The following is a 25,277-nucleotide window of genomic DNA, read 5'->3' on the forward strand; positions in this document are numbered from 1 at the left end:
AGGCGGCGTTACGACTCCGCGCGGTACATCAGGTCCACCTCGTGGGTCCGGAAGCCCAGCCCCTCGTAGACCCGCACGGCCGCCGTGTTGTCCGCGTCCACGTACAGCATCGCGGTCGGCAGCCCCCGCGCCGCCAGGTGCCGCAGGCCGATCGCGGTGAGCACCTTGCCGAGGCCGCCGCCCTGCGCCTGCGGCAGGATCCCGACCACGTACACCTCGCCGAGCTGTTCCTCGGCGTGCGTCTTGGTCCAGTGGAAGCCGAGGAGCCGGCCCTCGGCGTCCTCCGCGAGGAAGAAGCCCTTCGGGTCGAACCACGGCTCGGCCGTGCGATCGTCCAGGTCCCGCTGGGTCAGCGAGCCCTGCTCGGGGTGGTGGGAGAAGGCGGCGGCGTTGACCGCGAGCCAGGCCGCGTCGTCCCGGCCGGGGACGAAGGTGCGGATCGTGACGCCCTCGGGGACGGCCGGCTCGGCGATGTCCAGCGGCTCCAGGGGGCGGCGCAGCTGGCGCAGTTCGCGGAAGAGGGTGAGGCCCAGGACCTGTGCGAGGTGCCGGGCGGCGGGCTTGCCGCCGTGCGCCCAGACGCGCAGCCGCTTGCCGGAGGCGTCGAGGAGGGCGGTGCCCAGCGCCCGCCCGTGGCCCCGGCCGCGCCGGTCGGGGTGGACGACGAGTTCGGCGGCGGGCGCCTCGACCGGGTCGGTCTCCTCCAGCTGGGCGTAGCCGTGGAGGTGCGGGCCGGAGGTGAGGAGGAGGTGGCGGATGCCGTCGCGCCGGCCGTGGCGCAGGTAGAGGCGGCCCTGCTCGGAGACGGCGTGCACGCCGTCGGCGCGGTCCGCGGCCGCGAGCAGCTCCATGACCTCCCGGACCTGGTCGGGGGTCAGCTCGTCGTGGATCTGGATCTGCCGTCCCGGTTCGAGGGGCGGCACCGCGTCGGAAGTCATGCCCCGAGCCTACGGCGACACTTCGTCAGCCAGAGGCAACTGTCTTGTAACCGGCCACCCCCTGTTGCGCTACGCGCGTTGACTCTAGGCTGCCACCGCAGGCCGGGGGATGAACAAGGCCGCGAAACGGGACAAGGCGAAAAGAGGGCCTCGGGAGAGATGGCAGTGAAGCGCGAGAACAGCAAGGCGGTGCGGCGGATTCTGGCCGCGGGCGCGGGGCTGGCGACGGTCGGGGCGCTCGTCGCCGCGATGCCTGCGGGCGCCGCCCAGGACACCGCCGCCGCCGGGGGCGGGACGAACGGCAAGGGCTGGGGCCGGATGGTCGACGTCCAGCTGCTGTCCTTCAACGACCTGCACGGCAACCTGGAGCCGCCGGCCGGCTCCTCCGGCCAGGTCACCCGTCTGAACGCGGACGGCACCACCACGAAGGTCGACGCCGGCGGTGTCGAGTACCTGGCGACCCACCTGCGCGAGGCGCGCAAGGGGAACCGTTACTCCATCACGGCGGCCGCGGGCGACATGATCGGCGCCTCGCCGATGCTCTCCGGCCTCTTCCACGACGAGCCGACCATCGGCGCGCTCAACGGCCTGGGCCTCGACGTCAGCTCCGTCGGCAACCACGAGTTCGACGAGGGCTCGGCCGAGCTGGCCCGCATGCAGAACGGCGGCTGTCACCCGACGGCCGGCTGCTACGTGCCGGGCAAGAAGTTCCGGGGCGCCGACTTCCCCTACCTCGCGGCCAACGTGACGAAGGAGTCGACGGGCAAGCCGGTCCTCGACCCGACCTTCATCTGGGAGAAGAACGGCGTCCGCATCGGCTTCATCGGCGTGACCCTGGAGGGCACCCCGAACGTCGTCACCGCCGAGGGCGTCAAGGGCCTGAAGTTCGGCGACGAGGTCGAGACGATCAACAAGTACACCAAGGTCCTGGAGCGCAAGGGCGTCAAGTCCATCGTCGCCCTGGTCCACGAGGGCGGCCTGCCGGCCTCCTCCTCGTACAACTACGACTGCGACAGCCCCGGTCCGGGCGACGGCGTCTCCGGCGCGATCGTCGAGATCGCCAAGAAGGTCTCGCCGCAGGTCGACGCGATGGTCACCGGCCACACCCACCAGGCGTACGCGTGCACCATCCCCGACCCGGCGGGCAAGCCGCGCCTGGTCACCTCGGCGTCCTCCTTCGGCAAGCTGTTCACCGACACGACGCTGACCTACGACCGCGCCACCAAGGACATCGTGCGCGCGGCGGTCGCCACGTCCAACAAGGTCGTCACCCGTGACGTCCCGAAGGCCGCGGACATGACCAGGCTGATCGGCGACTGGCAGGCGCTCGCCGCCCCGATCGCCAACCGCCCGCAGGGCTGGATCGCCGGCGACATCAACGGCCGCGGCTCCACGGCGTACGAGAAGCCGCTCGGCGACGTGATCGCCGACGCGCAGCTGGAGGGCCTGGCCCCGGCGGACAAGGGCGGCGCCCAGCTCGCCTTCATGAACCCGGGCGGCATCCGCGCCGACCTCGTCCACAAGGCGTCCGGCGCCGAGGGCGACGGCGTGGTGACCTACGGCGAGGCCTTCACCGTCCAGCCGTTCACCAACATGATGAACGTCGTCGACCTGACCGGCGCCAACGTCATCGCCACGCTGAAGCAGCAGGTCAGCGGTGCGAACGCGGCCTCCCCGCGGATCCTCCAGATCTCGAAGGGCCTCACCTACACGCTCGACATGACCAAGGCGGGCGCGGACCGCGTCGTCGAGTCCTCCATCAGGCTCAACGGCGAGCCGATCGACCCGTCGAAGACCTACCGCGTCGCGATGAACGAGTTCCTCGCGGGCGGCGGCGACGGCTTCCCGGCCCTGGCCACCGGCACGAACAAGCTGGTCGGCGCCTCGGACCTCGACGTCTTCAACGCCTACCTGGCGGCCAACTCCTCGGCCGCCGCGCCGCTCCCGGTCCCGGCCGCGGACCGCATCACGGTCATCCAGTAGCACCCGGCGGTCCCCCGAAAGGGGCCGTCCCCCCGCCCGCGCGGGGGGACGGCCCCTTTTTCCGCGCCCTGGCGGAGATTGACGCGCACCTGTCATCATCGGGTCCATGGAGCGACGACGCTTTCTCACCGGGGCCCTCGGGGCCGGAGCCCTCCTGCTCGCCGGGGCGCCCGCGGCGCGGGCCGCGGCCGCGGACCCGCGGGCGTGGATGGCCGGACACGGCGACGGGACCGCGCTCGCGCGGCTCACCATCCCCGGGACGCACGACTCCGGGGCGCGGTTCGGCGGGCCCTGGGCACAGTGCCAGAACACGACGATCGCCCAGCAGCTCGACAGCGGCGTCCGCTTCCTCGACGTGCGGTGCCGGGTGACCGGCGGCTCCTTCGCTGTACACCACGGCTCCGCCTACCAGAACATGATGTTCGGCGACGTCCTGATCGCCTGCCGCGACTTCCTCGCCGCGCACCCCTCCGAGACCGTCCTCATGCGGGTCAAGCAGGAGTACTCGGAGGAGTCCGACGCGGTCTTCCGGGCCGTCTTCGACGACTACCTCGACGCGCGCGGCTGGCGCTCCCTCTTCCGGATCGGCGACGGGCTGCCGGCGCTCGGCGAGGCGCGCGGCCGGGTCGTGCTGCTCGCCGACAACGGCGGGCTGCCCGGCCTGCGCTGGGCCGACTCCCGGTACTTCGCCGTCCAGGACGACTGGAACGCGCTGCCCGCCGCCAAGTACCCCAAGGTCGAGGCCCACTTCCGGGCCGCCGTCGAACGCCCCGGACCGCTGTACGTGAACTTCGTCAGCACCTCCGCCGCCCTGCCGCCCCGCTGGAACTCCGACAACCTCAATCCGCGCGTCCACGGCTGGCTGGACGGCTCCTGGGCGGCCGGCCGCACCGGCCTCGGCATCGTCCCGCTGGACTTCCCCGCCACCCGCGCCGGACTCGTCGAGGCGCTGCTGCGGCACAACTGAGCCGCCCGCAAAGCGCTGGCGCCCGGCCCCGGGGGCGTACGACCATGCCCGCATGGAGAGCGAAGCGAGCGACGTACGGCGGTGGACCACCGCCACCGTCCACCCCGATATGTGGACCGACCCCGCCGAGGACCCGCGCGAGCGGGACGCGGTGGAGGGCGCCGACGAGCGGGCCGCGCTCCTGGAGGCGCTGCGGTACTTCCGGCTCACCCTGGAGCTGAAGTGCGAGGGCCTGGACGCGGAGCAGCTCGCCCGCCGCTCCGTGCCGCCCTCGACGATGTCGCTGCTGGGCCTGATCCGGCACATGGCCGAGGACGAGCGGCACTTCCGCCGCCTCGCGGGCGGGGACCTGCCCCGGATCTACCGCACCGCCGACGACCGCGAGGCCGACTGGGACGGCGCGGTCGCCGATCCGGAGGTCGTCGCGGAGGCCCGGCGCCGCTGGAAGGAGGAGGCCGGGGCCACCGACCGCTTCCTGGCCGCCGCCCCCGACCTCGGCGCCCCGCTCCCCGACGGCGGCCGGCTCCGCGAACTCCTCGCCATGCAGGTCACCGAGTACGCCCGCCACTGCGGCCACGCCGACCTGCTGCGCGAACGGCTCGACGGCCGGGTCGGGCAGTAGGCCCCGGCGGGCCCTCCTGTCGGGGGATCATCCGGTGGTCTCCGGTGGGGGTGTCGGGGCGCCGGGGAAGTGGAGGACGGCGCGGGTGCCGCCGCCGTCGGCGGCGGTCAGGGCGACCGAGCCGCCGGTCCGCTTCACGGTGCGGGCGACGATGGACAGGCCGAGGCCGGAGCCGGGGAGGCTGCGGGCGGAGGGGGAGCGCCAGAAGCGGTCGAAGACGTGGGGGAGTTCGTCGGGGGCGATGCCGGGGCCGTGGTCGCGGACGGTCAGTTCGCCGCGCATGAGGGTGACCTCGACGGTGCCGCGCGGGGGCGAGAACTTCACGGCGTTGTCGAGGACGTTGACCAGGGCCCGTTCGAGGGCGGCGGGTTCGGCGCGGACGTACCAGGGGGCGAGGTCGGTGGTGAAGGTGAGTTCGGGGCCGCGCAGCCGGGCCCGGTCGAGGGCGGTGCGCAGGGCGGTGTGGAGGGGGACGACCTCCAGCGGGCCGGGGCGGACGGCGTCGGGGCGGGCGAGTTCCTGGAGGTCGCCGATGAGCGAGGCCAGTTCGGTCATCTGGGCCTTCACCGAGGTCATCAGGGCCCGCCGGTCCTCGGCGGGGATCGCCCGGCCGGTCTGCTCGCTGCGGGCGAGGAGTTCGACGTTGGTGCGCAGGGAGGTGAGCGGGGTGCGCAGTTCGTGGCCGGCGTCGGCGATGAGCCGGGCCTGCCGGTCGCGGGAGCTGGCGAGCGAGGCGGTCATCTGGTTGAAGGCGCGGGAGAGGCGGGCGATCTCGTCCTCGCCCTCGGCGGGGATGCGGACGGTGAGGTCCTCGGTGGCGGCGACGTGCTCGACGGCGCCGGTGAGCCGGTCGACGGGTTCGAGGCCGGTGCGGGCGACCCAGAGGCCGGCCGCGCCGGCGCCGAGGACGCCGATGCCGGAGACGAGGAGCAGCACCCAGCCCAGGGTGGAGAGGGAGTTGTCGAGCTCGGCGAGCGGGCGGGCGACGGAGACGGCGAGACCGGCCGGGACGGTGGGGCCGGGCTGCTGCGGGTAGGTGTAGACGCGCATCTCGCGCCCGTCGGCGTCCTTCACGGTGTGCAGGACGTCGCCGAGGGTGCCGCGGGCGACCGCGAGGTCGGCGGCGCCGACCGGGAGGGCGGCCTCGCCCGCGGTGCAGACGCCGCCGGAGGCGTCGATGATCTGGACGGTGTACGTGCCGGTGGCGGGCGGCGGGGTGGCGCCCTGGCGGCAGAGGGCGAGCAGGCCGCGGACGCCGTCGGAGTCGAGCCGGGTGCTGCGCAGGGCGTCGTCCATCTCGCTCTCCAGCTGGGCCCGGGTGACGAACCAGCAGGCGGCGGAGACGGCGGCGACGGCGACGGCGACGGCGAAGGCGGTGAGCAGGGCGAGCCGGGAGCGCAGCGGCCGGGAGCGGAACCAGGCGTGCGGGGTCCGGCGGCGGTGCGGGGCGGCGGGCGGGGTCATTCGGTGCCGCCTCCGGCGCGCAGGACGTAGCCGACGCCGCGGACGGTGTGCACGAGGCGGGGTTCGCCGCCGGCCTCGGTCTTGCGCCGCAGGTACATCACGTACACGTCCAGGGAGTTGGAGCTGGGTTCGAAGTCGAAGCCCCAGACGGCCTTGAGGATCTGCTCGCGGGTGAGGACCTGCCGGGGGTGGGCGAGGAAGAGTTCGAGGAGGGTGTACTCGGTGCGGGTGAGTTCGACCGGGCGTCCGGCGCGGGTGACCTCGCGGGTGGTGAGGTCCATCCGCAGGTCGTCGAAGGCGAGGACGTCGGAGGCGGCGGTGCCGGGTCCGGGGGCGGCCGGGGCGGCGTAGGCGCTGCGCCGGAGCAGGGCCCGGATGCGGGCGAACAGCTCGTCGAGCTCGAAGGGTTTGACGAGGTAGTCGTCGGCGCCCGCGTCGAGGCCGGTGACGCGGTCGCCGACGGTGTCGCGGGCGGTCAGCATGAGGAGGGGGACGGTGGAGCCGGCGGCCCGGATGCGGCGGGCGGCGGTGAGCCCGTCCACGCGGGGCATCTGCACGTCGAGGATGACGAGGTCGGGGGCGTACTCCTCCAGGGCGGCGAGCGCGTCGGCTCCGTCGGCGGCTTCCCGGGTGGCGTACCCCTCGAAGGCGAGGGAGCGCCGCAGGGCTTCGCGCACGGCGGGTTCGTCGTCGACGATGAGGATGCGTTCGGGGTCGTTCGGCCGCTCGGTCATGGGGTCAGCGTCGCACGGGGGCGGTGGCGCGGTCAGTTCGAGCCGCCCGAGCGCAGGGCGTCGAGGTCGGCCTTGAGGGTGTTGACCGGGATGGCGAATCCGAGGCCGACGCTGCCCGCGGTGGAGGCGCCCGAGGAGCTGGGCGCGTACATGGCCGAATTGATGCCGATGATCCGGCCGTTCATGTCGATGAGCGCGCCGCCGGAATTCCCGGGGTTGAGGGAGGCGTCGGTCTGGAGCGCCTTGTAGGTGGTCTTCGAGGAGCCGGTGTCGCCGTTGAACTGCTGTCCGCCGAATTCGAAGGGCCAGCCCTGGCGGGGGTCCCACTGCTGCTGGCCCTGGCCGGAGCCGGAGCCGGAGTCGCCTTCGTCCTTGGCGACGGTGACGTCGCGGTCGAGGGCGGAGACGATGCCGCTGGTGACGGTGCCGGTGAGGCCCTCGGGGGAGCCGATGGCCACGACCTGGTCGCCGACGCGGACCTGGGCGGAGTCGCCGAGGACGGCGGCCTTGAGCCCGGAGGCGTCGCGCAGCTTGAGGAGGGCGAGGTCCTTGTCGGGGTCGGTGCCGACGGTCTCGGCGGCGTACTTCCTGCCGTCGCTGGTGCGGACGGTGATCTCGGAGGCGCCGGAGACGACGTGGTTGTTGGTGACGATCTCGCCGTCGCCGGTGATGATCACGCCGGAGCCGGTGGACCGCCCGGCGGTGGAGCTCGCGGAGATCTCGACGATGGACGGGGAGACGGCGGCGGCGACGCCCGCGACGGTGCCGGCGCTGCCGGTGGAGACGTTGGTGCCGGCGACCGGGGCGGAGGCGGTGGCGGCGGGGGCGTCGGCGGTGAGCTGCTGGAGGAGGGTGGCGGTGCCGCCGCCGACGGCCGCGGCGGCGAGGGCGACGGCGGCCATCAGGCCGACTCCGCGGCGGGCGCGGCGGGCGGGCGCCGGGCCGGGCGCCGCGTGGGCGGGGCCGGCCGGGGGAGGGGTGTGCCCGCCGCCGGATCCGGACGGCCACACGGTGGTGCCCGGCCCGGTGGTGAACGGCCGCGTCGGCTCGTAGGGGGGACGCGGCGGGTGGTACGGCTGCTGGGGCTGCTGGTGGTCCGTCATGGCTATGACTCTCGGCCCGCCGGATGAGAACGGTCTGAGGACCGGCTGAGAAGCCCGACAGAACCCTGTATGCCCGATGTAAAGGCAGGGGGTTCTGTCGTACGGAGGGGGGGCTGGGGCCTGTCCCGCGAAGGTCCGCCGGACGGTGCCTAGTGGCAGCCGCAGGAGCGGCGGACCACCAGGGCGGAGGGGAACTGCCGGACGCGGTCCCGGCGCGAGCCGTTGACCCGGACCGAGTCGTCGAGGACGAGGTCGACGGCGGCCCGCGCCATCGCCGGGCGGTCGGAGTGCACGGTGGTCAGCGGCGGGTCGGTGAGCGCCGCCTCCTTGACGTCGTCGAAGCCGGCCACCGCCAGCTCGGCCGGCACGTCGATGCGGAGTTCGCGGGCGGCCCGCAGCACGCCGAAGGCCTGGTCGTCGGTGGAGCAGAAGATGGCCGGCGGCCGGTCCGGGCCCGCCAGCAGCTTCAGGGCCAGCTGGTAGGCGTCGTAGCGGTTGTACGGGGCCTCGAAGAGGCGGCCCTCGACGGAGCGGCCGGCCTCCAGCATGGCGCGTCGCCAGCCCTCGACGTGGTCGGCGACCGGGTCGCCGACGATCGGGGTGGTGGGGACGCCGCCGAGGCAGGCCACGTAGGGGTGGCCGTGCTCCAGGAGGTGGCGGGTGGCGAGCTGGGCGCCGCCGATGTCGTCGGTGACGACGGCCACGTCGTCGATGGCCTCGGGCCGCTCGTGCAGCAGCACCACGCGCGCGTCCCACGCCTCGATCTCGCCGGCGGCCTGCTCGTTCATGCCCTGGCTGACCAGGATCAGGCCGGAGACCCGCATGCCGAGGAAGGCGCGCAGGTAGTGCAGCTCGCGCTCGGTGCGGTAGTCGGAGTTCCCGACGAGGACCATCTTTCCGCGCTCGGCGGCGGCCTGCTCGACCGCGTGCGCCATCTCCGCGAAGAAGGGCTGGCGCGCGTCGGGGACGATCATGCCTATGAGGTCGGTGCGGCGGGAGGCCATCGCCTGGGCCACCCGGTCGGGGCGGTAGCCCAGCTCCTTGATGGCGGCGAGGACACGCTCGCGCGTGGCCGGGGCGACCGGCCGGGGTCCGTTGTTGATGACGTAACTCACGACCGCGGTCGAAGTACCCGCCAGTCGCGCCACATCATCCCGCGTCACCTTGGCCACGTGCGGGAGTCTACGCGGGGTGACCTTCCTACCGGCAGGTCACCTTGTGGCATACGCCACGTTCGGGTCGCCCGGACGGGTGATGGTGGGGGTGTCGTTCTTGACCCGGGTGCCGTCTCAGGCCCGCCCGCGGGCCCCCACCCGGCCGCCCTGCCCCGCTTCCTCCCGTTTCGCCCCGCCGGTTTCGGGCGCCGCCTCCGTCCGGGTGCCCTCGGCGCCCCGGTCACTCGTCCCGGTGGTCCGCTCGGCCTTGTCGGCGGGCTTCTCGGGGACGACGAAGCGGTATCCCACATTGCGGACGGTGCCGATGAGCGACTCGTGCTCGGGGCCGAGCTTGGCGCGCAGCCGCCGCACGTGGACGTCGACCGTGCGGGTGCCGCCGAAGTAGTCGTACCCCCACACCTCCTGGAGGAGCTGCGCGCGGGTGAAGACCCGGCCCGGGTGCTGCGCCAGGTACTTCAGCAGCTCGAACTCCTTGAAGGTGAGGTCCAGGACCCGGCCCTTCAGCTTCGCGCTGTACGTCGCCTCGTCCACCGACAGGTCGCCGTTGCGGATCTCCATGGGGGAGTCGTCTGCGACGATCTGCCGCCGCCCCAGGGCCAGCCGCAGCCGGGCCTCGACCTCGGCGGGCCCCGCCGTGTCGAGCAGGACGTCGTCGATGCCCCAGTCCGCGGTGACGGCGGCCAGACCGCCCTCGGTGACCACCAGGACCAGCGGACAGCCGGGCCCGGTGGAGCGCAGCAGCTGGCAGAGCGAACGGATCTGCGGCAGGTCGCGCCGCCCGTCCACGAGGATCACGTCGGCGCCCGGGGTGTCCACGAGCGCGGGGCCCTCGGCGGGCGCCACGCGCACGCTGTGCAGCAGCAGGCCGAGGGCGGGGAGCACCTCGGTCGACGGCTGGAGGGCGTTGGTGAGGAGCAACAGGGAACTCATCGCGACACTCCACCTGCCTGGATCGTCGGCTCGGTCTGCTTCGTCGGCTGCAAGGTCCTGGCCGGCCGGTCCGGTCGGCCGTCCTTCGTACGCTCGCCCATGCGTCGGTTCCTCCTCGGTCCGTGCGAGGACGTCCGCGGCACCGTCCGGTCCCACCATCGGCCCTCGCGGTCCCGCCTGCCGCTCTCGTGCCCGGAGAGCTTTTGTTCATCCGTCCGTAACAACGGCCGGAAAACGCAAAAGGACCCGATGGCTGCGTCGCCCGGATCCCTTCCCAGGAGAATAGCCCACATGAGTTCCGAGGAAGAGGACCGATTTCACATGGCGGATGTCTTCTCGCTCACTTCCGGCTCCCGCCGCGCCACCCTGCGGGCGTCCGACGGCGTCCCGATCGAAGCGCTGTACGAGCCCTCCCCGGGGCGCGCGACGGGGACCGCCGTCGTCCTCGCGCACGGCTTCACCGGCTCCGTCGACCGGCCCGCCGTGCGCCGCGCGGCCCGCGCCCTCGGCCGGCACGCGGACGCCGTCGTCACCTTCTCCTTCCGGGGCCACGGCGGCTCCGGCGGCCGGTCCACCCTCGGCGACCGCGAGGTCCTCGACCTCTCCGCCGCCGTCCGCTGGGCCCGGGAGCGGGGGCACGCGCGCGTGGTCACCGCCGGCTTCTCCATGGGCGGCTCCGTCGTGCTGCGCCAGGCCGCCCTGGAGCACGGCGCCCCGGCCGGGCCGGACGCGGTGGCCGCCGTCTCCGCCCCCGCCCGCTGGTACTACCGGGGGACGGCCCCGATGCGCCGGCTGCACTGGGTCGTCACCCGTCCGGTGGGCCGCCTCGTCGGCCGCTACGGGCTGCGCACCCGCATCGACGCCCGCCCCTGGGACCCGGTCCCGATGTCCCCGGTGGAGGCGGTCCCGCTGATCGCGCCCGTCCCGCTGCTCCTCGTCCACGGCGACCGGGACGCCTACTTCCCGCTCGACCACCCCCGGATGCTGGCCGACGCGGCGGGCGGGGCGGCGGAGCTGTGGCTGGAGCCGGGCATGGGGCACGCGGAGAACGCGGCGGACGAGGAGCTCCTCGACCGGCTCGGCGCCTGGCTCGTCCGCCGATAGCCCATCATGGGGGGCGGCGCGCACACGAACGAAGGGAGCGCCGCTATGGCAGCGGGAACCATCCGCTACTGGGCCGCGGCCAAGGCGGCCGCCGGTGTCGCCGAGGAGCCGTACCGTGCGGAGACGCTCGCGGAGGCCCTCGACGCGGCCCGCGCGAACCATCCGGGGGAGCTGGCCGGGGTACTCCGGCGCTGCTCGTTCCTGATCGACGGCGACCCGGTCGGGACCCGGAGCCATGAGACGGTACGGCTTGCCGAGGGCGGCACGGTCGAGGTGCTCCCCCCGTTCGCAGGAGGGTGAACAGCACAGCATGAGCGACGACCAGCGGTACGGGCCCGGCGGCGGGCAGCCGCACGACCCGCACGCGCACGCGTACGACCCCCCGGTCGCCCAGACCTGGGAGGGCCAGACGTGGGACACCACGTACCAGCCCGCGGTCGACCCCCACGCACCCCGGCCGTACGGCCAGGACCAGGGCCGGGCGCAGCAGTACGGCCAGAGCCAGGGATACGGCCAGGGCCAGGGCCAGGGATACGGCCAGGGGTACGGGTACGGGCAGGACGCCCAGGCCCGGCCGTCGTACGGCGGCCAGGGCGCGTACGCGCCGCAGGGCCACCCCGGGCAGGCGTACGCCCCGGAGGCGTACCCCCAGGCCCCCGCTCAGGCCCCCGCCCAGGGCGCGCCGCGGGCGTACGCCGAGCCGCTGCCCGCCCCGCAGGCCCCGGCCCCCGCCTTCGCCGCCGCGCAGGCGCCCGCGCCGGCCCACGCGCCGGTCCAGGAGCAGGCGCCCGCGCCCGCACCGGCCGGCGACGGGCCCGCGTACTCCTCGCCGACGACCTCCGGCGCGACCCGGATCACCGACGCCCAGCGCGCGCGGGCCGAGGGCCGGTCGCCGATCATCGATCCCGGTCTGCGGCCCGCCGTCCTGACGGCCGTCCTCGGGCTGCTGCTCGCCGGTGGCGCCGCCCTCGGCCCGTACGGACTCCTGCTGCCGCTGGTCGCCCTCCAGGGCCTGACCGCGGCCGGCTGGTTCCGGCTCAACGGCATGTGGCCCGCCCGCCAGGGCATCGCCCTCGCCTTCCTCGGCGGCCTCGTCTCCGACGCGGCCCTGCTGGCGGTCGGCCGCGAGCACGCCGCCGGGGCGATCCTCGGCACCCTCGGCGTCTGGGTGCTGCTCTGCCTGGTCCTCCAGCTCCGCAGCCACGCCGACCCCGACGAGCGCGTGTACGGCCTGATGGCCACGATCGCCTCGGCGGCCCTCACCGTCCTCGCCACCGGGCACCTCGGCGCCGAGGCGGACGCGGTCGTCATCGGCGGCGCGGCCGTGGCGGCGACCGTCCTGGCCCGCGCGGTGCCGCTGCCGGGACCGGTCTCGCTCGCCGCCGCGCTCCTCGCGGGCGCGGGCGCGGGCCTGGTGGCCGGCGCCCTGACGGCCACCTCCGGCGCCGGGGCGCTGCTCGGCCTCGGCGCGGGCGTCTGCGCCCTCGTCGGCCTGCGGGCGGCCGCCTACGACTACCCGTCGCGCTTCGTGCACATGACGGCGGGCGTGGCCCTGCCGCTGACGGCCGCCGCGCCCGCCGTGTACCTTCTCGGCCGCGCCCTGGTCTGACCGCGGACCCGGGGCGTCCGGGAACCGCCCGGCCCCCCGACACGTCGATCTTGTGTCGGGGGGCCGGTCGCGTCACCGGCACCGGAACGGGCTCACACGGGGGACTGACAGTCATGCGCGCACTACGGATCCTGCTGGTCGTGGCCGTCGTGCTGGGCGGAGTCCTGGCCGGCGTCGACCGGCTGGCCGCCGCCTGGGCCGAGTCCGAGGTCGCCGGCCGCGCCTCCCTGGCGGGCGGCCGGACCGAGTCCGTCGAGGTCGACATCAAGGGCTTCCCGTTCCTCACCCAGGCCGCCGGCAAGCGCTTCGACGAGGTCGAGGTGGTCGCCCGGGGCGTCCACACCCAGGCCGGCGGCAAGCCCGTCCGGATCGGCGAACTCACCGTCGGGCTGCGGGACGTGACGGTCACCGGCGACTGGACCGGCTACCGGGCCGGCCGCGCCACCGGCACCGCCCTCATCTCCTACGCGGACCTGGTCGCGGCCTCCGAGCGGGCGACCGGCATGGAGTACGGCGGGCCGGGCAAGGTGAAGGTGACGGGCAGCGTCAAGGTCCTCGGCCGGACCCTGACCCGCACCGTCGTCTCGTCGGTCACGCTGGTCGGCGGGGACACCGTCAAGGTCCGCGCCGACGAGGTGCCGGGCGAGGGCATCCCGCTGCTGGAGGAGATGGTCCGCGAGCGGACCGACTTCGAGCGGCCGCTCGGCCGGGTCGCCGGGATGCGGGTGACGAAGGTGGAGCCGCGCCCGGAGGGGCTCGCGGTCACGGTGAGCGGCGAGGACGTCGCCATAGCGGGCTGATCCGGCCCGCCGGGGCCGCGCGGCGCGGGCCGGTCTCCACATAGTGAGACAGGGGCGTCCGATCCGCAGAAGCAGGGGCCGAGGCGGCGTGACGGCGGGGCTTCCCGTCCCCTTTCGCCCCTCCTCGCGTCCCATTCCTCGGATGATCGCGTCTCGGTATCTGACACGCCGGTGACACGGCCGCCTTTCCGTCCCTACGATCGACGGCATGAAGCGACAGGCGGACCTCACGAAGCGGCGGGCAGTAGACCTGTGCCGCATCGCCGCCATGCTCTGTCGCTCCGTCTGAGCGGGCCGCGCTCCGCGCCCGCATTCCTCACGGTCCACCGCCCCCGGCGGACGGGACCGCCCTGTGTAGCACCACGCCGTCGTGGCCCCTCACCCCGACGTGCTTCCGCACACGCACCGCACCGCACGACACCGCCGCACACTGCCCCGGAGGAGAAACAGCATGGCTCGCAGCGACGTACTGGTCGACGCCGACTGGGTCGAGGCCAACCTCGACAACCCGGCCGTCGCGATCGTCGAGGTCGACGAGGACACCGCCGCCTACGACAAGAACCACATCCGGAACGCCATCCGGATCGACTGGACGAAGGACCTCCAGGACCCCGTCCGCCGCGACTTCGTCGACCAGGAGGGCTTCGAGAAGCTCCTCTCCGCCAAGGGCATCGCCAACGACACCACGGTCGTGCTCTACGGCGGCAACAACAACTGGTTCGCCTCCTACGCGTACTGGTACTTCAAGCTCTACGGCCACCAGGACGTCAAGCTCCTCGACGGCGGCCGCAAGAAGTGGGAGCTCGACTCCCGAGACCTGGTCGACGGCTCCGAGGTCCCGGCCCGCCCGGCCACCGACTACAAGGCCCAGGCACAGGACCTCTCCATCCGCGCCTTCCGCGACGACGTCGTGGCCGCGATCGGCACCCAGAACCTGGTCGACGTCCGGTCGCCCGACGAGTTCTCCGGCAAGCTGCTCGCCCCGGCCCACCTCCCGCAGGAGCAGTCGCAGCGTCCGGGCCACGTCCCGTCCGCCCGCAACATCCCGTGGTCGAAGAACGCCAACGACGACGGCACCTTCAAGTCGGACGAGGACCTGAAGGCCCTCTACGAGGCCGAGCGGGTCGATCTGGCGAAGGACACCGTCGCCTACTGCCGCATCGGCGAGCGCTCCGCCCTCACCTGGTTCGTCCTGCACGAGCTCCTCGAGGTCACGAACGTCAAGAACTACGACGGCTCGTGGACCGAGTACGGCTCCCTCGTCGGCGTGCCGATCGAGCTCGGCGCGGCCAAGTAACCGCCTTCCCCCCTTCGCGACAGGACAGGACAGAGACATGTGTGGAGCCCAGGTCGGCGGCCCCGACGTCAGCACCCTCAAGCCCGGTGAGACGGCCATCCAGGGCCAGGTGACCAAGGACGGCGAGCCCGTCACCGGTTACGTGCGCCTGCTGGACGCCTCCGGCGAGTTCACGGCCGAGGTCCCCACCTCCGCCACCGGCCAGTTCCGCTTCTACGCGGCCACCGGCGAGTGGACCCTGCGCGCCCTCGTTCCCGGTGCGCAGGCCGACCGCAAGGTCGTCGTCACCGAGACCGGCAGCCTGACGGACGTCGCCATCGCGGTCTGACCCGCGACGGCCGCGCGAGCGGCACCCGAACGGCCGGAGGGCCGTGCCTCCTGGGGGGTTGGACGCCATCACCAGGACCTGAGGCACGGCCCTCCGGCTTTTCCGCCGTCCGTCGGCGGCGGTCCGGCGGTCGTACGCTGGAGGTGTGTACGCACGGCGTCGGCACGTCTACTTCTGGATGATGGGTGCCTGCCTGGTCCTCTTCGTGGGCGCCTGGGCCGTCGTGCGGCTGTTCTCCACGCCGGCGGCGATCGCGATGTGCGTCGTCGCCATGGTCATCCCCCCGGTCGCCGCGGTGGTCGCGAACCGGCGGGGGCCCGAGGACCGCTGGTGGGACGACCCCTCGGGCGACCCGAAGTCGGACGAGTGGTGGGACGAGCTCGACGGCAAGCGGAAGCCGCCCCACGACCGGTAGGCCCGTACGGTCCGCACGGCCGTACGGGAACGGTCCGGCGCGTCAGTAGACGAGCGCCTGCGTGCCGTCGGTCATGGCCTCCTGCACGAAGACCTGCGCTCCGGCGATCCGGACGCCCTCGATGATGTCGTCCCCGGTGATCTCGCGGCGGGCCGCGCACTGGGTGCACAGGGTGATCCGGCCGGCCGCCAGGATCGACTCGATCAGGTCCGGCAGCGGGGCCGCGTGCGGCAGTTCGAACTCGGCGGCCTTCCCCGGCACCGCGAACCACGACGACTCGCCGGTCAGCCACAGCGACACCTCGACGCCGCTCGCCACGGCGACGGCGGCCACGGTGAAGGCCTGGGAGCAGCGTTCCGGGGCGTCGGCCCCGGCGGTCACCTTGATCACGAGCTTCTTCGCCATATACCGAACTGTAATGCGAGGGCAGGCAACTTCACGCACCCCTCACGGGTCGCTGCTTGCGCGGACGAACGGAATCCGCGCTTCACGTCCTGGGGGGACCGGCTTTGGAAGTCTCGGAAACAGTCACGCCCGACCGGAGAGATCCGGAGCCGGCACCGGAGCAGACCCCGGCCCCGGAAACGGCCCCGGCAGTGGCCCCGGAAACGGCCCCGGAAGCGGCACCGGCAGTGGCCCCGGAAACGGCACCGGAAGCGGCACCGCAGCCGGAGGCCGGGCCCGGGCCCGGGGCGGGGCCGGGCGCGGAGCCCGTACCGGCTCCGCGCCGTCGTCCCCGCGTCGCCCGGACGATCGGCCTCCTCGCCGTCGCCGCCGTCCTCGGCCTCGTCGGCGGCACCGCCGTCGGCTACCGCGTCCAGGCGGACCGCGAGCCGGTCGCGCTCCCGCCGCTGAACCAGCCGGGCCTCGCCTACCCGGCGAAGCCGCTCCCCGAGGAGCGGAAGCCGAAGCCGCTGCCCGCCGCGGAGGACCTGCGGACCGCGGCCGAGGGCGACCTGCGCAAGCTGCTGGTGGCGAAGCCCGCCGGGGCGAAGGCGAACCCGTACCAAGGCGACGGCTGGCTGCCGGTGCAGCGGTTCGCCGCCGAGTTCACGTCCCCCGGGGGCTCCCTCGACCACCAGCTGGACCTCGGCATCCGGCGGATCGCCCAGTCCGCCTGGGCGACGGGCGAGCACCGGACGGTCGAGATCCGGCTCGTCCAGTACCGCGCGGGCGACTTCCTCGGCGCGCGCGAGTACATCGCGAGCCAGCAGGACTACATGCCGAGGAAGGACTACGCCGGCGGCGAGGGCACGTCGCTCAAGGGCTCGGCCGACGGCCGCCTCTACGTCTTCCCGGTCGAGCGGAAGCCCGGCTACCTCGACTTCCACCACGCCCGCGCGTACTTCTACCGGGGCGACATCGCGGTCGAGATCTTCATCTCCGACACGAAGAAGATCTCCGTGAAGGACATCGGCTCGCTGGCCGAACGACAGCTGGAGCGCCTGTGACCGGGGAGAACACCACCGAGACCGCCGCGTCCGTCGAGACTGCCGCGTCCGTCGAGATCGTCGAGAACGCGGAGCCGGCCGCGCGGAAGCGGAAGGGGAAGGCCGGGCGGATCCTGCTCCGGGTCGTCCTGCCCTCCGTGGTCGTGCTCGGCCTGATCGGCGGCGGCGCCGGGTACACCGCCGTCACCGCCTCCTCCGCCGACCGCACCGCGCCGACGGTGCTGTGGGGCGCGCGGGAGGACGGCGGGAAGGCCGACGGGAACGAGGACCCGGCCGCCGCCGCGGCGCGCGGCAAGGCGGACACGCCGCTGAGCAAGCTCCTCCTGCCGCTGCCGGAGGGGTACGGGTTCGGCCCCGACGAGGGGCTGTACGGGAACGACGGCGAGCTGGGCGCCGCCGAGGCGACCGCCCTGCTGAAGCAGGCGGGCAAGGGCCTCTCCGGCAAGAAGCGCCGCGACTTCGAGAAGCAGATCGACGGGCTCGGCGTCGCGGGCGTCGCCATCCGCTCCTTCGCCGACCCCGACAGCGACGTCGTCGTCACGCTCGAAGTCGGGCGGATGAAGGACAAGAAGCGGGTCGGCTCCTCCTTCCGGCTCCGCAAGGAGATGCTGGAGTTCCTGGAGTTCCCCAAGGGTCCCAAGGTGAAGGACCACCGCAACGCCGCCTGCTACATGGCACCCGTGGACGAGTCGCTGGACAAGGAGGAGCGGGCCGAGGCGCTGGACGAGATGATCTGCCTCGCGTACGACTCCGAGGTCTTCGTCACCCTGCGGGCGGCGGGCGCCAAGCCGTTCGACAAGGCGGAGGTGGCCGACCTGCTGAAGCGGCAGCTCGACCACATCGCATCCCCGGGGGAGTACGTATGACCGACCTGACCAAGCCCCGGCCCGAGTCCCCGACCGGTCCGGAGCCCACGCACGAGGCCCCGGCGCGGCCCGAGGCCGAGTCCCCGGCCGGGGCCGCGCCCGAGTCCGGGGCCGCGCCCGTCGAGGCCGTCGCCGCGCCCCGGAAGTCACGGCGGCCCCTGTGGTGGGGGATCGCGCGGTGGACCGCCGCCGTGCTCGTCTGCGGCGGGGTGGGGGCCGGTACGGCCCTGGGCATCACCGGCATGGAGCGCTCCGAGGTGCCCGGCCTGTCGACCCTGTCCGACGGGCGCTGGACCTACCCGGAGCTCAGCCTCCCCGCGCTGCCCGAGGGGTCCCCGCGGCCGTTCACCGACGGCAACGACGGCGAGGTGCACCACGCCGACCTGCGCCGGCTCCTGCTGCCCGCCCCGGCCGGCGCGACCGCCGACCCGAAGCTGAGGGGCGGCTGGACCGGGCTCGACTCCTACCTGGAGGTGGTGGCGGAGAAGGACCGGGCCGCCGTGCGCGAGCACATGGCCGACTCGACGCTCCGGCACGTCGCCGCGCGCGGCTGGACCATGCCCGACGGCACGGCCACCCGCATCCACCTGCTGCGCTTCTCGTCGGTGGCGTACGCGGAGGCGTACCGCGACGAGAGCGCCGGGAAGGTGCTCTCGGGCGAGCGGCTGCCCCCGGGCGTGGAGGCGGCGAAGGTCGACACGTCCACCCAGGACGTCAAGGTGCCGAACCTGTCCCTCTACTCCTACAAGGAGGAGGAGCCGGCCGGCCCCGAGGAGACCCGGTGGTCCTTCATCCAGGCCGGCGACACCCTCGCGGTGATCACCCAGACCCGGAAGGGCGGCATCCTGGCCGTGCCGTTCCAGCAGACCGTGGCGCTCCAGGCGCAGCTGCTCGGCTGACCGCCGCCGCGCGCCTCCGGCGCAGGCACCCACCTCGCCGAGTGGGCCGGGCCCCCGCCCACTAAGCTGGGGTCCGGCCCGTACCGCCCTCATCCCTCAGCCGAGGAGCAACCCCGTGATCCTTTTCTTCGAAACGCTGCTGGTCCTCGTCGCCGTGGGCGTCCTCGCCTTCGCGGGGCTGACCGTGAAGAAGCTGTACCAGGGCCAGCGCTGACCCCCTCCTCCATCCCCTCGACAGATCGTCTGAGCTGCTCATGATCGAGATTCCGTCCGACCTCAACCCGGACCTCGTCCCGCTCGCGTTCCTCCTCGGGACCTGGGAGGGCGCCGGCGTGTCCGACTTCCCGGGCGCCGAGAAGTGCAACTTCGGCCAGTCCGTGACCTTCAGCCACGACGGCCGGGACTTCCTCGAGTACCACTCCCACACGTGGGTGCTGGACAACGACGGCAACAAGGTCCGCCCGCTGGAGAGCGAGAGCGGATTCTGGCGCGTCGACAAGGACCGCAAGGTCGAGGTCGTCATGGTCCGCGACGACGGCGTCGTCGAGGTCTGGTACGGCGAGCTCGCCGACCAGAAGCCGCAGATCGACCTGGCCACCGACGCCGTCGCCCGGACCGCGGCCTCCGGCCCGTACTCCGGCGGCAAGCGCCTCTACGGCTACGTCAAGAGCGACCTCATGTGGGTCGGCGAGAAGGCGACCCCCGAGGTCCCGCTCCGCCCCTACATGTCGGCGCACCTGAAGAAGGTCGTCACCCCCGAGGAGGTCGCCGAGATGGCGCGCAACCTCCCCGACATGCCCGACGACGGCATCGCCTTCTTCAAGTAGGCCGTCTTTCCCGGGCCGGCCGGTTCCGCGGGAGCCGGCCGGTCTCCCGGAGCGGTCCGAACGGGTCCTGTCCGGACCCGGCACGGGAGCGCCGCGCCCTCCTACACTGGGGGCGTGGTGAGCACCGACTGGAAAAGCGACCTGCGGCAGCGCGGCTACCGGCTGACGCCCCAGCGACAGCTCGTCCTGGAGGCGGTGGACGCGCTGGAGCACGCGACCCCGGACGAGATCCTCGCCGAGGTCCGCAGGACCGCGTCCGGCGTGAACATCTCCACCGTCTACCGGACGCTGGAGCTCCTGGAGGAGCTGGGCCTGGTCAGCCACGCCCACCTCGGGCACGGGGCGCCGACCTACCACCTCGCCGACCGCCACCACCACCTGCACCTGGTGTGCCGGGACTGCTCGGGGGTCATCGAGGCGGACGTGGAGGTGGCCGCCGACTTCACCGGCAAACTCCGCGAGACCTTCGGCTTCGACACCGACATGAAGCACTTCGCGATCTTCGGCCGCTGTGCCGACTGCTCCCGCCGGGCCGCCGCCGCGGAGTCGTAGGCTCTTCCCATGAAGAGTCCCCTGCTGTCCCTGCCCGGCGCCGTCCCCGCCGAAGGCCGTGACGAAGGCGTCGCCGCCCACTACGGCGACCTGTTCCGCGAGCAGCGCGCCCTCGCGGACGGCGCCGGATTCGTCGACCTCTCCCACCGGGGGGTCGTCACCGTCTCCGGCGGCGACCGGCTGAGCTGGCTGCACCTGCTGCTCACCCAGCACGTCAGCGACCTGCCGGCCGGACGGGCGACCGAGGCCCTGATCCTCTCCGCCAACGGCCACATCGAGCACGCCCTCTCCCTCGTCGACGACGGGGAGACGGTCTGGATCCACGTCGAACCGGGCACCCAGGGCGAGCTGATCGCCTACCTGGAGTCGATGAAGTTCTTCTACCGGGTCGAGGTCGCCGACCGCACCGGCGACTTCGCCGTCGTGCACCTGCCGGCCGGTTCGGTGACGGAGGCGCCCGAGGGGACGGTCGTACGGGAGACCGCGTACGGCCGCGACCTGTTCCTGCCCCGGGCGGGCCTGGAGTCCTTCGCCGCCGCGCACGGTCCGGCCGCCGGCGTCCTCGCGTACGAGGCGCTGCGGGTCGAGGCGCACCGGCCCCGGCTCGGCTTCGAGACCGACCACCGGACCATCCCGCACGAGCTCGGCCTCATCGGCAGCGCCGTCCACCTCCAGAAGGGCTGCTACCGGGGGCAGGAGACCGTCGCCCGGGTGCAGAACCTCGGCAAGCCGCCGCGCCGCCTGGTCTTCCTGCACCTGGACGGCAGCGAGGTCCTCCTCCCCGGCCACGGCACGCCGGTGCGGCTCGCGGCCGACGGCGAGGAGGGCCGCCAGCTGGGCTTCGTGACCAGCGCGGTCCGCCACCACGAGCTGGGCCCGATCGCCCTCGCCCTGGTGAAGCGGAACGTGCCGGTGGACGCGCCGCTGATCGCCGGGACGACGGCCGCCGCGCAGGAGACCGTCGTCGAGCCGTAGGCGGACGGACTCAGACCTCGACGATGACCGTGAACGGGCCGTGGTTGGTGAGCGAGACGCGCATGTCCGCCCCGAAGCGGCCCGTCTCCACGCGCGCGCCCAGCTTCCGCAGCTGGGCCACCACCTCGTCGACGAGGGGCTCGGCGACCGGGCCGGGCGCGGCGGCGTTCCAGGTGGGGCGGCGGCCCTTGCGGGCGTCCCCGTAGAGCGTGAACTGGGAGATCACCAGCAGCGGCGCGTCCACGTCGGAGCAGGACTTCTCCCCCTCCAGTACCCGGACGGACCAGAGTTTTCCGGCCAATCGGGCAGCCTTCTCCGGAGTGTCGTCGTGGGTGACCCCGACCAGGACGCACAGTCCCTCGCCGGTGATCTCGCCGACCGTCTCCCCTGCGACGACGACCTTCGCGCCGTCCACCCTCTGCACCACAGCTCGCATGGGCCCCAACCTACCGATCGGGGATTTCTGGGGGCCGAACGGGTGCAGAGCGCCTGCACGCGCGCGTACCGGGGTGGCACCATGCCAGGAGGCGGTGCGGCTCCGCACCGGTCGAGGGGACGATTCTCATGAGTGCATCAGGCACCGGGCCGACGCCGTCCGGCCCCGTACCGCTGATCCGCCCCGCCGCGCGCCCGCCCGCGCAGCGGACCACCGAACCCGAACCCGCCGGCCACCGGCTCGGCGGGCTGCGCCTGGCCGAACTGCGGTCCTTGCGCCGGGACGCGCAGAGCGACGAGGCCGACCTCAGCTACGTGCGGCGGATGCTCCAGGGCCGCATCGACATCCTGCGGGCCGAGCTGGCGCGCCGCAGCGATCCGGAGGAGCCCGTCCTCGACCGGCTCTCGGAGATCCTCGCCGACGGCCCCTCCCGGCACCGCTCCTCGGCCCGGCACGTGACGCTGTCCACGCCGCGCGCGGAGGAGTACCGGCGGCTGGCGGCCGAGGTGCTGTCGGAGGTCGAGCTGTCGGACCTGTCGGCCCGCACCGACGACGAGCTGCACACGGCGATGGGCCGGCTGGCCGGGTACGAGCAGGAGGTCTCCCGCCGCCGTCAGCGGCTCCAGCGCACCGCCGACGACTGCGGCACCGAGATCGCCCGCCGCTACCGCGAGGGCGAGGCCCAGATCGACGACCTGCTGGCCTGAGCCCGGCGGGACCCGGGCCCGCCGGACCGCCCGGGCCCGGGCGGCGCGCGGAAAATGCGGTGCGGGCGGAGCCGCCCCGTCCGTAGGGTCGGAGGATGGCCGTCGAACTGCGCACCGTGACCGAGTCCGATCTCCCCGGCTGGCTGAGGTCCCTGCGGACCGGCTTCCTGAACGAGCCGGTCGCCCCCGACGAGCTGGTCGCCGACCGGCTGGCCGCCTTCGACCTCGACCGGACCCGGGCCGCCTTCGACGACGGCCGGGTGGTCGCCACCTTCCGCTCCTTCGCCCAGCGGCTGAGCACCGTCGGCGGCGGCGACATCGGCGCCGACGCGATCACGCAGGTGACGGTGGCGCCGACGCACCGGCGGCGCGGCCTGCTGAGCCGGCTGATGGCCCAGGACCTCGACGCCGCCCGCGAGCGCGGCGACGCGCTGGCGACGCTGATCGCCGCCGAGTACCCGATCTATGGGCGGTACGGCTTCGGTCCCGCGAGCCGGACCGCCGAGTGGAGCGTGGACCTGCGCCGGGCCGGGCTCGACCCGCGCCGCACCGGCCGCCCCGACGCCGGGCGCGTCGACTTCTCGGACGGGGCGGAGATCCGCCGGATCGGCCCCGGGCTGCACCGGCGGCTGGCGGCCGTCCGGGCCGGGGTGACCGACCGGTCCGAGCGGAACTGGCGGCTCGGCACCGGCCTCGGCCACCAGCTCGAACCCTGGACGGAGCCGTACTACGCGGTCTACCGCTCCGCCTCCGGCGAGCCCGAGGGGTACGTGTCGTACCGGGCGGACGCCAAGTGGACCGACGGCAACCAGCCGGAGAACACCCTGACGGTGCGGGACCTGATCGCCGCCACGCCGGCCGCCGAGCACGCGCTGTGGCGGTTCGTCTGCTCGGTCGACTGGGTGACGACCGTGCGCAGCGGGCGCCGGCCGGTGGACGACCCGCTGCCGGAGCTGCTGCCGGACCCGCGCGCGGCGCGGACCCTGGTCAGCACGGACATGCTGTGGGCGCGGATCCTCGACGTGCCCCGGGTGCTGGAGGAGCGGACGTACCCGGTGGCGGACGCCCTGGTGCTCGACGTCCGCGACGCGGGCGGCTACGCGGGCGGCCGGTTCCGGCTGGACGCCTCCCCGAAGGGCGCCGCGTGCGCCCCGACGACCGCCTCGGCCGACCTGGTGCTCGACGTGGCCGACCTGGCCCGGCTGTTCCTCGGCGACGGGTCGCCGGTGCGGCTGGCGCGGCTGGGCCGGATCGAGGAGGCGGTGCCGGGCGCGGCGGCCCGCGCCGAGCTGCTGCTGCGCACCCCGCTGCGGCCGTTCTCCCCCGACATCTTCTGACCCCCGCCGCGTCTTCCGGCCCCGGCGGTCACTTCGTACGGAACCGGAAGAGGGCGCCGGAGGCGGCGACGGCCACCGCGAGCAGGGCGGCGCACCAGGCGAGCGCGATCCAGGGGGCGTCGCCGACCGGCCGGTCGAGGAGCAGCCCGCGCATGGACTCGATGAGCGGGGTGACGGGCTGGTGCTCGGCGAAGCCGTGCAGCCAGTCCGGCATGGTGTCGATCGGCACGAAGGCGCTGCTCGGGTAGGGCAGGAACATCATGAAGAAGGTCACCGCGCCCGCCGCCTCGGGCGTCCGGGCGAGCAGTCCGGCCGCCGCCGACAGCCACGAGACGGTGGTGATGTAGACGAGGAGCAGGCCGATCGCGGCGAGCCAGCCGCCGGGGGTGGCGGCGGGGCGGAAGCCGATGAGGAAGGCGACGCCGAGGACGAGCGCGGTGGCCAGGGCGTTGCGGACGACGGTGGCGGCGACGTGTCCGGCGAGGATCGGGACGCCGCCGATGTCGAGGGTGCGGAAGCGGTCGACGGTGCCGCGCCGCATGTCGTCGCTGACGGAGACGGCGGTGCCGGCGGCGCCGAAGCCCGCGCAGAGCACGAGGACGCCGGGGACCACGTAGGTGACGTACCGGGTGTCGCCGGTGTCGATGGCGCCGCCGAAGAAGTAGACGAAGACCAGCATCAGCAGCACCGGCAGCATCAGCGAGGTGATGACGGCGTCGAGGTTGCGGCGGCTGAGCCGGAGGCCGCGTCCGGCGAGGACGGCGGTGGTGGTGAGGGCGTCAGCGGACACGGGCCGGCTCCTTGGCGGGGCTCTCGCGGTGGGTGAGGCTGAGGAAGACGTCGTCGAGGGTGGCGGTGTGCAGGGCGAAGCGCTCGATGTCGGCGCGGTGCGGGTCGAGGGCGTCGAGGAGCGCGCGGACGTGGGCGGCGGTGCCGTCGGTGGGGACGCCGAGGGTGAGCGTGCCCGGGTCGGGGGTGCCGGGCGCGCCGGTCCCGTCCCCGGCGCGGGCGGTGAGGCGGAGGTACGCCTCCGGGTCGCGGGCGGTGAGGTCGAGGCGGTGGCCCGCGTAGCGGTCCTTCAGTTCGGCGGGGGTGCCCTCGGCGAGGGTGCGGCCGTCGCCGAGGACGGCGATGCGGTGGGCGAGCCGGTCGGCCTCCTCCAGGTACTGGGTGGTGAGGAAGACGGTGGTGCCGTGCGCGGACAGTTCGCGGACGGCGTCCCAGAGCTCCTGGCGGCTGCGCGGGTCGAGGCCGGTGGTGGGCTCGTCGAGGAAGACGACGCGGGTGGTGCCGGGGTCGCGGACGAGTCCGGCGGCGAGGTCGAGGCGGCGCCGCATGCCGCCGGAGTACGTCTTCACCTGCCGGTCGCGGGCGTCGGTGAGGCGGAAGCGGTCGAGGAGTTCGTCGGTGCGGCGGGCGGCGGCGGTGCGGGAGAGGCCGGAGAGCCGGGCGGTGGTGCGGAGGTTCTCGGCGCCGGTGAGGGTCTCGTCGACGGCGGCGTACTGGCCGGTGAGGCTGATGGCGCGGCGGACGGCCCGGCGTTCGGTGACGACGTCGTGGCCGGCCACGCGCGCGTGGCCGCCGTCGGGGGCGGTGAGGGTGGCGAGGATGCGGACGGTGGTGGTCTTCCCGGCGCCGTTGGGGCCGAGGAGGGCGAAGACGGTACCGGTCTCGACGCGGAGGTCGAGGGCGTCGAGGACGCGGACGGTTCCGTAGCTCTTGGACAGGCCGGTGGTCTCGATGGCCGGAGGCATGAGG

The 25,277-nt window shown here is 74.0% G+C and carries 28 protein-coding genes; 18 read left to right on the top strand and 10 right to left on the bottom strand.

The window, feature by feature from the left end:
• Window positions 1-8: 8 nt before the first annotated feature.
• A complete protein-coding gene (gene mshD / locus IE219_RS00160; protein WP_189974154.1) occupies window positions 9-938 on the bottom strand; it encodes a mycothiol synthase in 930 nt (309 codons plus the stop codon).
• A gap of 159 nt (window positions 939-1,097) precedes the next feature.
• Between mshD and IE219_RS00165 the strand changes: the two genes are divergently transcribed.
• The 3 genes from IE219_RS00165 to IE219_RS00175 all read left to right on the top strand — a co-directional run bounded on the left by IE219_RS00165 (window position 1,098) and on the right by IE219_RS00175 (window position 4,510).
• On the top strand, window positions 1,098-2,921 hold the full coding sequence (locus IE219_RS00165) for a bifunctional metallophosphatase/5'-nucleotidase (RefSeq protein ID WP_189974156.1): 1,824 nt from the start codon (window positions 1,098-1,100) through the stop codon (window positions 2,919-2,921).
• Window positions 2,922-3,027: 106 nt separating this feature from the next.
• Entirely contained in the window at window positions 3,028-3,888 is an 861-nt protein-coding gene (locus IE219_RS00170) for a phosphatidylinositol-specific phospholipase C (RefSeq protein WP_189974158.1), read from the top strand.
• 52 nt (window positions 3,889-3,940) lie between these two features.
• Complete coding sequence (locus IE219_RS00175) at window positions 3,941-4,510, top strand: mycothiol transferase (protein ID WP_229849513.1); 570 nt, start codon at window positions 3,941-3,943, stop codon at window positions 4,508-4,510.
• A gap of 27 nt (window positions 4,511-4,537) precedes the next feature.
• Here IE219_RS00175 and IE219_RS00180 read toward each other — a convergent pair whose 3' ends face one another.
• From IE219_RS00180 to IE219_RS00200, 5 genes are all read right to left on the bottom strand, one after another.
• On the bottom strand, window positions 4,538-5,974 hold the full coding sequence (locus tag IE219_RS00180) for a sensor histidine kinase (RefSeq protein WP_189974160.1): 1,437 nt from the start codon (window positions 5,972-5,974) through the stop codon (window positions 4,538-4,540).
• Window positions 5,971-6,708: a response regulator transcription factor gene (locus tag IE219_RS00185; RefSeq protein WP_189974161.1), complete on the bottom strand. Its 738-nt coding sequence runs from the start codon at window positions 6,706-6,708 to the stop codon at window positions 5,971-5,973. The genes IE219_RS00180 and IE219_RS00185 overlap by 4 nt, the downstream gene beginning before the upstream one ends.
• 32 nt (window positions 6,709-6,740) lie before the next feature.
• Window positions 6,741-7,811 (bottom strand): S1C family serine protease, encoded by a 1,071-nt coding sequence (locus IE219_RS00190; RefSeq protein WP_189974163.1) that lies wholly within the window; start codon window positions 7,809-7,811, stop codon window positions 6,741-6,743.
• 149 nt (window positions 7,812-7,960) lie between these two features.
• Complete coding sequence (locus IE219_RS00195) at window positions 7,961-8,983, bottom strand: LacI family DNA-binding transcriptional regulator (RefSeq protein WP_189974165.1); 1,023 nt, start codon at window positions 8,981-8,983, stop codon at window positions 7,961-7,963.
• Window positions 8,984-9,100: 117 nt separating this feature from the next.
• Window positions 9,101-9,916, bottom strand: a complete 816-nt coding sequence (locus tag IE219_RS00200) for a response regulator transcription factor (RefSeq protein ID WP_189974167.1) — start codon at window positions 9,914-9,916, stop codon at window positions 9,101-9,103.
• A 291-nt stretch (window positions 9,917-10,207) separates the two neighbouring features.
• Between IE219_RS00200 and IE219_RS00205 the strand changes: the two genes are divergently transcribed.
• The 7 genes from IE219_RS00205 (at window position 10,208) to IE219_RS00235 (ending at window position 15,469) form a co-directional block, all read left to right on the top strand.
• Complete coding sequence (locus IE219_RS00205; protein WP_189974168.1) at window positions 10,208-11,020, top strand: alpha/beta hydrolase family protein; 813 nt, start codon at window positions 10,208-10,210, stop codon at window positions 11,018-11,020.
• A 45-nt stretch (window positions 11,021-11,065) separates the two neighbouring features.
• Complete coding sequence (locus tag IE219_RS00210) at window positions 11,066-11,320, top strand: MoaD/ThiS family protein (protein WP_189974170.1); 255 nt, start codon at window positions 11,066-11,068, stop codon at window positions 11,318-11,320.
• 10 nt (window positions 11,321-11,330) lie between these two features.
• Window positions 11,331-12,629, top strand: coding sequence for a hypothetical protein (locus tag IE219_RS00215; protein ID WP_189974172.1), 1,299 nt, complete (start codon window positions 11,331-11,333; stop codon window positions 12,627-12,629).
• A 113-nt stretch (window positions 12,630-12,742) separates the two neighbouring features.
• Entirely contained in the window at window positions 12,743-13,429 is a 687-nt protein-coding gene (locus IE219_RS00220) for an LmeA family phospholipid-binding protein (RefSeq protein WP_189974174.1), read from the top strand.
• A 451-nt stretch (window positions 13,430-13,880) separates the two neighbouring features.
• Window positions 13,881-14,726 (top strand): sulfurtransferase, encoded by an 846-nt coding sequence (locus IE219_RS00225; RefSeq protein WP_189974176.1) that lies wholly within the window; start codon window positions 13,881-13,883, stop codon window positions 14,724-14,726.
• 37 nt (window positions 14,727-14,763) lie between these two features.
• Entirely contained in the window at window positions 14,764-15,054 is a 291-nt protein-coding gene (locus IE219_RS00230; RefSeq protein WP_030750551.1) for a DUF1416 domain-containing protein, read from the top strand.
• Window positions 15,055-15,199: 145 nt separating this feature from the next.
• Entirely contained in the window at window positions 15,200-15,469 is a 270-nt protein-coding gene (locus tag IE219_RS00235; protein WP_189974177.1) for a DUF3099 domain-containing protein, read from the top strand.
• 42 nt (window positions 15,470-15,511) lie between these two features.
• Here the strand turns inward: IE219_RS00235 and IE219_RS00240 are convergent, their stop codons facing one another.
• On the bottom strand, window positions 15,512-15,874 hold the full coding sequence (locus IE219_RS00240) for a DsrE family protein (RefSeq protein ID WP_189974179.1): 363 nt from the start codon (window positions 15,872-15,874) through the stop codon (window positions 15,512-15,514).
• 227 nt (window positions 15,875-16,101) lie between these two features.
• Here IE219_RS00240 and IE219_RS00245 point away from each other — a divergent pair, with 227 nt between their 5' ends.
• The 6 genes from IE219_RS00245 to ygfZ all read left to right on the top strand — a co-directional run bounded on the left by IE219_RS00245 (window position 16,102) and on the right by ygfZ (window position 21,039).
• Window positions 16,102-16,920 (top strand): hypothetical protein, encoded by an 819-nt coding sequence (locus tag IE219_RS00245; RefSeq protein WP_229849514.1) that lies wholly within the window; start codon window positions 16,102-16,104, stop codon window positions 16,918-16,920.
• Window positions 16,917-17,786, top strand: coding sequence for a hypothetical protein (locus tag IE219_RS00250; protein ID WP_229849515.1), 870 nt, complete (start codon window positions 16,917-16,919; stop codon window positions 17,784-17,786). Before IE219_RS00245 ends, IE219_RS00250 begins: the two co-directional genes overlap by 4 nt.
• Window positions 17,783-18,685, top strand: coding sequence for a hypothetical protein (locus IE219_RS00255; protein WP_189974181.1), 903 nt, complete (start codon window positions 17,783-17,785; stop codon window positions 18,683-18,685). The genes IE219_RS00250 and IE219_RS00255 overlap by 4 nt, the downstream gene beginning before the upstream one ends.
• Before the next feature lie 254 nt (window positions 18,686-18,939).
• On the top strand, window positions 18,940-19,512 hold the full coding sequence (locus tag IE219_RS00260) for a heme-binding beta-barrel domain-containing protein (RefSeq protein ID WP_189974183.1): 573 nt from the start codon (window positions 18,940-18,942) through the stop codon (window positions 19,510-19,512).
• 114 nt (window positions 19,513-19,626) lie between these two features.
• The gene (locus IE219_RS00265; RefSeq protein ID WP_189974185.1) at window positions 19,627-20,064 is read left to right on the top strand and encodes a Fur family transcriptional regulator; all 438 of its coding nucleotides are present in this window, start codon (window positions 19,627-19,629) and stop codon (window positions 20,062-20,064) included.
• A gap of 9 nt (window positions 20,065-20,073) precedes the next feature.
• Window positions 20,074-21,039, top strand: a complete 966-nt coding sequence (gene ygfZ, locus IE219_RS00270; RefSeq protein WP_189974186.1) for a CAF17-like 4Fe-4S cluster assembly/insertion protein YgfZ — start codon at window positions 20,074-20,076, stop codon at window positions 21,037-21,039.
• A 10-nt stretch (window positions 21,040-21,049) separates the two neighbouring features.
• Here the strand turns inward: ygfZ and dtd are convergent, their stop codons facing one another.
• Window positions 21,050-21,475, bottom strand: a complete 426-nt coding sequence (gene dtd, locus IE219_RS00275; RefSeq protein WP_189974188.1) for a D-aminoacyl-tRNA deacylase — start codon at window positions 21,473-21,475, stop codon at window positions 21,050-21,052.
• Between the two features lie 128 nt (window positions 21,476-21,603).
• Here dtd and IE219_RS00280 point away from each other — a divergent pair, with 128 nt between their 5' ends.
• Together IE219_RS00280 and IE219_RS00285 are read left to right on the top strand one after the other, a co-directional pair.
• Window positions 21,604-22,182, top strand: coding sequence for an RsiG family protein (locus tag IE219_RS00280; protein WP_189974190.1), 579 nt, complete (start codon window positions 21,604-21,606; stop codon window positions 22,180-22,182).
• Between the two features lie 95 nt (window positions 22,183-22,277).
• The gene (locus tag IE219_RS00285; RefSeq protein ID WP_189974192.1) at window positions 22,278-23,519 is read left to right on the top strand and encodes a GNAT family N-acetyltransferase; all 1,242 of its coding nucleotides are present in this window, start codon (window positions 22,278-22,280) and stop codon (window positions 23,517-23,519) included.
• A 28-nt stretch (window positions 23,520-23,547) separates the two neighbouring features.
• Here IE219_RS00285 and IE219_RS00290 read toward each other — a convergent pair whose 3' ends face one another.
• Entirely contained in the window at window positions 23,548-24,309 is a 762-nt protein-coding gene (locus tag IE219_RS00290; RefSeq protein WP_189974194.1) for an ABC transporter permease, read from the bottom strand.
• Window positions 24,299-25,273 (bottom strand): ABC transporter ATP-binding protein, encoded by a 975-nt coding sequence (locus IE219_RS00295; RefSeq protein ID WP_189974196.1) that lies wholly within the window; start codon window positions 25,271-25,273, stop codon window positions 24,299-24,301. Before IE219_RS00295 ends, IE219_RS00290 begins: the two co-directional genes overlap by 11 nt.
• Window positions 25,274-25,277 lie beyond the last annotated feature (4 nt).

This window comes from Streptomyces termitum, from assembly GCF_014650175.1.
Lineage (GTDB): Bacteria > Actinomycetota > Actinomycetes > Streptomycetales > Streptomycetaceae > Streptomyces > Streptomyces termitum.

Bases quoted from the DNA above. Each gene is read 5' to 3' on its own strand.
- mshD (WP_189974154.1), bottom strand. From the start codon at position 938: ATGACTTCCGACGCGGTGCCGCCCCTCGAACCGGGACGGCAGATCCAG.
- IE219_RS00165 (WP_189974156.1), top strand. From the start codon at position 1,098: ATGGCAGTGAAGCGCGAGAACAGCAAGGCGGTGCGGCGGATTCTGGCC.
- IE219_RS00170 (WP_189974158.1), top strand. From the start codon at position 3,028: ATGGAGCGACGACGCTTTCTCACCGGGGCCCTCGGGGCCGGAGCCCTC.
- IE219_RS00175 (WP_229849513.1), top strand. From the start codon at position 3,941: ATGGAGAGCGAAGCGAGCGACGTACGGCGGTGGACCACCGCCACCGTC.
- IE219_RS00180 (WP_189974160.1), bottom strand. From the start codon at position 5,974: ATGACCCCGCCCGCCGCCCCGCACCGCCGCCGGACCCCGCACGCCTGG.
- IE219_RS00185 (WP_189974161.1), bottom strand. From the start codon at position 6,708: ATGACCGAGCGGCCGAACGACCCCGAACGCATCCTCATCGTCGACGAC.
- IE219_RS00190 (WP_189974163.1), bottom strand. From the start codon at position 7,811: ATGACGGACCACCAGCAGCCCCAGCAGCCGTACCACCCGCCGCGTCCC.
- IE219_RS00200 (WP_189974167.1), bottom strand. From the start codon at position 9,916: ATGAGTTCCCTGTTGCTCCTCACCAACGCCCTCCAGCCGTCGACCGAG.
- IE219_RS00205 (WP_189974168.1), top strand. From the start codon at position 10,208: ATGAGTTCCGAGGAAGAGGACCGATTTCACATGGCGGATGTCTTCTCG.
- IE219_RS00210 (WP_189974170.1), top strand. From the start codon at position 11,066: ATGGCAGCGGGAACCATCCGCTACTGGGCCGCGGCCAAGGCGGCCGCC.
- IE219_RS00215 (WP_189974172.1), top strand. From the start codon at position 11,331: ATGAGCGACGACCAGCGGTACGGGCCCGGCGGCGGGCAGCCGCACGAC.
- IE219_RS00220 (WP_189974174.1), top strand. From the start codon at position 12,743: ATGCGCGCACTACGGATCCTGCTGGTCGTGGCCGTCGTGCTGGGCGGA.
- IE219_RS00225 (WP_189974176.1), top strand. From the start codon at position 13,881: ATGGCTCGCAGCGACGTACTGGTCGACGCCGACTGGGTCGAGGCCAAC.
- IE219_RS00230 (WP_030750551.1), top strand. From the start codon at position 14,764: ATGTGTGGAGCCCAGGTCGGCGGCCCCGACGTCAGCACCCTCAAGCCC.
- IE219_RS00240 (WP_189974179.1), bottom strand. From the start codon at position 15,874: ATGGCGAAGAAGCTCGTGATCAAGGTGACCGCCGGGGCCGACGCCCCG.
- IE219_RS00255 (WP_189974181.1), top strand. From the start codon at position 17,783: ATGACCGACCTGACCAAGCCCCGGCCCGAGTCCCCGACCGGTCCGGAG.
- IE219_RS00260 (WP_189974183.1), top strand. From the start codon at position 18,940: ATGATCGAGATTCCGTCCGACCTCAACCCGGACCTCGTCCCGCTCGCG.
- ygfZ (WP_189974186.1), top strand. From the start codon at position 20,074: ATGAAGAGTCCCCTGCTGTCCCTGCCCGGCGCCGTCCCCGCCGAAGGC.
- dtd (WP_189974188.1), bottom strand. From the start codon at position 21,475: ATGCGAGCTGTGGTGCAGAGGGTGGACGGCGCGAAGGTCGTCGTCGCA.
- IE219_RS00280 (WP_189974190.1), top strand. From the start codon at position 21,604: ATGAGTGCATCAGGCACCGGGCCGACGCCGTCCGGCCCCGTACCGCTG.
- IE219_RS00285 (WP_189974192.1), top strand. From the start codon at position 22,278: ATGGCCGTCGAACTGCGCACCGTGACCGAGTCCGATCTCCCCGGCTGG.
- IE219_RS00295 (WP_189974196.1), bottom strand. From the start codon at position 25,273: ATGCCTCCGGCCATCGAGACCACCGGCCTGTCCAAGAGCTACGGAACC.